The organism is Mycobacterium sp. (assembly GCF_050701675.1).
Classification (GTDB): Bacteria; Actinomycetota; Actinomycetes; order Mycobacteriales; family Mycobacteriaceae; genus Mycobacterium.
This window is the reverse complement of sequence record NZ_JBOGDD010000802.1, coordinates 1-5391: the sequence shown is the minus strand read 5'-3', so window position 1 is coordinate 5391 and position 5391 is coordinate 1. Positions and strand designations below refer to the sequence as shown.

The 5391-nt window shown below is 67.8% G+C and carries 6 protein-coding genes; 4 read left to right on the top strand and 2 right to left on the bottom strand.

Features of this window, described 5'->3' with window-relative positions:
* A partial coding sequence (locus ACRDUX_RS24485) for an MMPL family transporter (protein WP_526417378.1) occupies window positions 1-1349 on the top strand: 1349 nt, incomplete at its 5' end.
* Here ACRDUX_RS24485 and ACRDUX_RS24480 read toward each other — a convergent pair.
* Window positions 1235-2542 (bottom strand): MFS transporter, encoded by a 1308-nt coding sequence (locus ACRDUX_RS24480; protein WP_526417376.1) that lies wholly within the window; start codon window positions 2540-2542, stop codon window positions 1235-1237. The genes ACRDUX_RS24485 and ACRDUX_RS24480 overlap by 115 nt on opposite strands.
* 174 nt (window positions 2543-2716) lie before the next feature.
* On the opposite strand from ACRDUX_RS24480, the gene ACRDUX_RS24475 reads away from it, so the two are divergent.
* The 3 genes from ACRDUX_RS24475 (at window position 2717) to ACRDUX_RS24465 (ending at window position 4923) form a co-directional block, all read left to right on the top strand.
* The gene (locus tag ACRDUX_RS24475; protein ID WP_526417374.1) at window positions 2717-3502 is read left to right on the top strand and encodes an SDR family NAD(P)-dependent oxidoreductase; all 786 of its coding nucleotides are present in this window, start codon (window positions 2717-2719) and stop codon (window positions 3500-3502) included.
* A 75-nt stretch (window positions 3503-3577) separates the two neighbouring features.
* Window positions 3578-4237 carry an O-methyltransferase gene (locus tag ACRDUX_RS24470; RefSeq protein ID WP_526417380.1) on the top strand — a complete coding sequence of 220 codons (660 nt, stop codon included), beginning with the start codon at window positions 3578-3580 and terminating at the stop codon, window positions 4235-4237.
* 29 nt (window positions 4238-4266) lie between these two features.
* Window positions 4267-4923, top strand: coding sequence for a heme-binding protein (locus tag ACRDUX_RS24465; protein ID WP_526417372.1), 657 nt, complete (start codon window positions 4267-4269; stop codon window positions 4921-4923).
* Here the strand turns inward: ACRDUX_RS24465 and ACRDUX_RS24460 are convergent.
* Entirely contained in the window at window positions 4886-5314 is a 429-nt protein-coding gene (locus ACRDUX_RS24460; RefSeq protein ID WP_526417371.1) for a type II toxin-antitoxin system Rv0910 family toxin, read from the bottom strand. The genes ACRDUX_RS24465 and ACRDUX_RS24460 overlap by 38 nt on opposite strands.
* Window positions 5315-5391: the final 77 nt, after the last annotated feature.

Sequence of the window (5391 nt, the reverse complement as noted above, 5' to 3'; positions counted from 1 at the left end):
AGGGATTACAGGCCAGCGCCAACGGCCTTGGCGACGTCGGCTCGGCTGCCGAAGACATGCACGTGGGAATGACCGGCCTGCAGAACAATGCCGCCACGGTGTCCGGCTACCTCGACCCGCTGCGCAGCTTCGTCACCGACACCCCCGACTGCTCCACGAACGCCGTCTGCTCGTTGGTGACCCGCGTCATCCAACCGGTGGACGGCGTCATGCAGAGCACCGCCCAATTGACCAGTGGCGCCAACCAACTCACCGCGGGGTCGAGCACCGCCGCAGCGGCGCTGGCCCAGCTGCCTGGCACCGTGCGCTCGATGAACGACGTTCTCTCCCAGGCCAGGTCGGCCACCGCCGACGTCCTCGCGGTGCTGAACTCCACGGGTCCGCAGATGCGGCAACTGACCGATTACCTCCACGAGATCGACGTCCAGTTCCGGGGCAGCGCCGCCGGTGGCTTCTTCCTGCCTGAACGCGCGCTGACCGACCCGCGCCTTCGGCAGGCCCTCACGGCGCTGATGTCGCCGAACGGGCGCGCCACCTACCTGCTGGTCCATGGCGACGGCCATGAATGGGGAACCGACGGCGCACGGCGCGCCGGCCTGATCGATACGGCCGTGCAAGAGGCGACCAAGGAAGGCACGTTGACGCCCACCGCGGTGGACCTCACGGGGGTCGGTCCCGCGACGCGCGACCTGCACGAATTCGTCGACCGCGACATGCTGCTCCTCGTCGCCACGACGCTGGTGCTCATCTTCGCCATCGTGGCGCTGATGCTGCGCAGCCCGGTGGCGGGACTCACCGTGGTCGCCACCGTCGTGGTCTCGTTCGCCTCGGCGCTCGGCGCCAGCGTGTTCACGTGGCAGTACCTACTCGGCCAGGAATTGCACTGGGCAGTGGCCCCCATCTCGTTCATCGCACTGATCGCCGTCGGGGCGGACTACAACCTGCTCCTGGCGATGCGGATCCGCGAAGAGGTGCGGGCGGGCATCGGCACCGGCATCATCCGGGCCTTCGCAGGCACGGGCGGCGTCGTGACCACCGCCGGGATCGTCTTCGGCGTCACCATGTTCGCCCTCGTCGGCTCGAGCGTCCTGAGCATCGCCCAGCTCGGGTTCACCATCGGAATCGGACTGATGGTGGACACCCTGATCGTCCGGACCTTCCTCATGCCATCGGTGGCAGCTCTGCTGGGCCGGTGGTTCTGGTGGCCCGTGACGATACCGGTGCGCCCGGCGCGTCAGTCCTGGCGCGATGGGGCGGTGGCCGCCGCAACGGCCCGCAACGGGCGCCCGGCCGTCTCCCGCAGCACGAGCACCGTCGCCAGCGATACGACCGCCGCCACGATCACGTAGAAGGCGGGCGCCAGCGGATTGCCCGTCCGTTGGGTGAGCCAGGTGACCACGTACGGCGTCGTTCCCCCGAACCCCGCGACGGCGATGTTGTAGCCGATCGAGAAGCCGCTGTAGCGCACCCGCGTGGCGAAGAGCTCCACACCCGCCGTCACCGCCGTCGACACGTAGACCGACTCGATCGCCGCCAACGCGCAGTGTGCGGATATCGCCGCGGCCAGGGAGCCCGAATTCAGCAGCAGGAAGAGCGGATACGCGAACACCGCGAAGCAGAGCGACCCGGCGATGAGCATCGGCCGCCGCCCGATCCGGTCCGACAGCGCGGCGAACGGAAGGATCAGGACCAGCGCGACGAGGCTGGCCAGCGTGATCGAGACGAACGATTCGGTCTTCGAGTAGTGCAGCGTCTTGATCAGATAGGTCGGCAGGAACGTGAACACGACGTAGTAGCCGATGTTGAAGATCAGGAACAAACCGATCACCTGCAGGATCGGGACCCACGACGTCGTCACGGCCTCACGCAGCGGCCGCTTGGCGAGATTGTCCTCCCTGCTGAGTTCGGCGAACTCCGGAGTGTCGTCGAGGCGCAGCCGGATGTAGAGACCCGCCAGACCCAGCGGAGCGGCGATCAGGAACGGGATGCGCCAGCCGTAGCTCTCCATCGCCGCGGCGGGCAGCGCGGCCTGCAGGACGGTGACGGTGACCGACCCCAGCAGAAACCCCAGCACCCCCGACCACGCCATGAACGTGACGACGAGACCACGGCGCTCGGTGGACGCGTACTCCGCCAGGTACACCGCCCCGCCGCCGTACTCGCCTCCGGCCGAAAACCCCTGCAGGCAACGGAAGAACAGCAGAAGCACGGGCGCGGCGACACCGATCGTGGTGTACGTGGGCAGCAGTCCGATGGCCAGCGTGGCGACCGACATCAGCAGGATCACCACGGCGAGCACCCGCTGCCTGCCGATCCGATCACCGAGCGGCCCGAACACGAGACCGCCGAGCGGCCGCAGGAAGAACGCGGCAGCGAAGATCGCGAACGTGTTCAGCAGTGCCGCCGTCTCGTTGCCCGACGGGAAGAAGTTCGCCGCGATGAACGTCGCGAGGAAGCCGTAGATGGCGAAGTCGAACCACTCCACGGCGTTACCGATGGAGGCGCCGATGACGGCCTTGCGGACGGCGATTGTCTGCGACATGCGGCAGTACGGTAGTCAGACTCCGGTTGCGCAGGAGCAGAACCGATTTGAGCGTTCCGCTTAGCACATGCCGCCCCGGCGGTTTGTGTGCATCTAGCGGTGGTGACCGCCGCCGAGTGCACACAAATCCACGAAGGGTCGCGTTGCGGACGGCGACAGTAGAAGCTATGTGGCATGGAATTGCACCTCACGGACAAGGTCGTCGTCGTCACCGGAGCGAGCAGGGGAATCGGCCTTGCCGTCAGCCAAGCGTTCGCCGAAGCAGGGGCCTTCGTCATCGCCGGAGCCCGGCGCAACACCCCCGAATTGCAGACGCTCGAGGCCGCCGGGTCGGCCACCTTCATCGCCGCCGACCTGTCGACGCCGCAGGGGCCCCGCGCGCTGATCGCCGCGGCCGCCGAACGGGGTGGCGTCGACGTCCTCGTCAACAACGCCGGGGCGGTGGCCACCCGCTTCGACGGCATCCTCTCAGTCACCGACGAGGAGTGGGATGCCGCGCTGTCGCTGAACTTCATGTCGGCCGTGCGCACCACCCGCGAGGCCATCCCCCAGATGCTGGCCCGTGGCGGCGGCTCGATCGTGAACATCGGCTCGATCAACGCGACGCTGCCCGAGTGGAACATCGTCGACTACAGCGCCACCAAGGCCGCACTGGCAAACTATGCGAAGAGCGTGTCGAAGGAGTTCGGCCCCAAGGGAATTCGAGTCAACACCATCAGCCCTGGGCCGGTCTCGACGGATCTGTGGCTGGCCGAGGACGGCGTGGCCGCCAAGTTCGCCTCCGCCAGTGGCGCGAGCCCCGACGACGTGGTGGCGTCCGTATCGGCCGGCGCACCGACGGGGCGGTTCACCACCCCGCAGGAGGTCGCCGACCTCACCGTCTTCCTTGCCAGCAGCCGTTCGGGCAACACCACCGGGGCCGACGTCCGCATCGACGGCGGCTATGTCACCACCATCTAGCTGGCGATTTCGGCGCGCTCCGTAGCGGTGAGCGCGACTTTCCGCGCCCAAATCGCGGAGAACTGTAGCGTCGAAATCATGAGCACCCTCACGGATCCCAAGGTCGCCTCGGCGCTGGATCGGATGTACACCGAGTCCCACGAGCAGATGACCCAGCTGCGCAACGGCGGAGGTCGGTTCGCCGATCTGGCGACGGCCACCGCGCAGGAACGCGCCGACGCGCTGAGCGACGTGTACATGCCCGTCACGCCAGAAGCCGGTCGGCTGCTCTACTCGCTGGTGCGCGCCACGCGGCCGCAGACCATCGTCGAGTTCGGCATGTCGCTGGGACTCTCCGGCATCCACCTGGCGGCGGCCGTGAAGGACAACGGCAGCGGCCGCGTCGTCACCACCGAGTTGAGCGCCGCCAAGGTCGCCACGGCCAAGAACAACTTCACCGCGGCTGGCCTCTCCGACGTCATCACCGTGCTCGAAGGCGACGCACTCGAGACTCTCAAGACGCTCGACGGCCCCGTCGACTTCGTCCTGCTCGACGGCTGGAAGGAGTTCTACCTTCCGGTCACCGAGCTGCTGGAGCCGCACTTGCCGCCTGGCACGCTGATCGTCGCGGACAACACCAACATGGCCGAGACCCAGCCCTATCTCGACTACGTCCGTGATCCGGCCAACGGGTACGTCAGCGTGAACTTCCTTGCCAGGGACAGCGACAGCATGGAGATCAGCTGCCGGGTGTGACACGGGGCGGCGGAGGGTAGGACGTCTACATGTCGACCGCACTTCTGAAGCTGCCACGCCAGGTCGCCGAGTCCGCACTGTTGGTGTTCGGGATCAGATGGGGCACGGAGGAACCCAGGCACACCAGCCACGATCTCGGCGACGGCGTCGAGGTGCGCCGCTACGATTCGCGCATCGCCGCGGAGACGACGGTGACCGCAGGTGAGGAGGCGGCGCGCAACGCCGGCTTCCGGCGCCTGGCCGGCTACATCTTCGGGGCGAACGACGGCGATGCCAAGATCGCGATGACGGCGCCGGTCTCCCAACGGCGGGGCGGCGCGAAGATCGCCATGACGGCGCCCGTCGCCCAGTCCGCCGGATCGGGCAATGACTGGGTCATCCGCTTCTACCTGCCCGCCAGGTGGACGATGGCCGAGCTGCCATCCCCCGACGACGGCCGCGTGCGCCTGGTGACGATCCCGCCGGAGACGGTGGCGGTGCTGAAGTTCAGCGGCAACCGCGACGCGCAGGCCGTTGCGACTCACGCCGAGAAACTGCGGGATACGCTGCGCGCGTACGGTTTCGAGGCAGCCGGGGATGCGGCCTCCTGGTTCTACGACCCGCCGTGGACGCTGCCGTTCCTGCGCCGCAACGAAGTGGCGATACCCGTTACTGAAGGCTCGCCAGGTTCTGCACCGACCGCTTGACGTCGCCCTTGATCAACCGCGCGACCAGGCCGCCGACCGGCCCGCTGAGGACGGCGCCGCTGAGGTCCGCAACGAGGTGGAAGGTGGTGCCGGGGTGGTCGTCGGCGATGTCGGTGCGCAACGAGATCTGGACGCCTCCGAACCCCCTCCCGCACATCTCGATACGCCTGGGCGCGTCGTACTTCGTCACTTCCCAGCGGATGGTGTTCCGGAAGCCCTTGACCTTGATCAGGGACGAAACCTTGGTGCCCTTCTCGATGACGTCGGGCACGGGGCCGCGCCAACCGCCGAAGATGGTCAACCACTCGTCGAAGCGCCCGAGGTCGGACGCGAGTGCCCACGCCTTGTCGGCAGAGAGCTCGGAGGTCACTGACACGTCGACACTGGCCATGCCTCACTTCTACCCGACTGGCGGCGCCTCTACCCGACTGGCGGCGCCGCGGCGAGTGGTACCACTGCGGGCGGCGC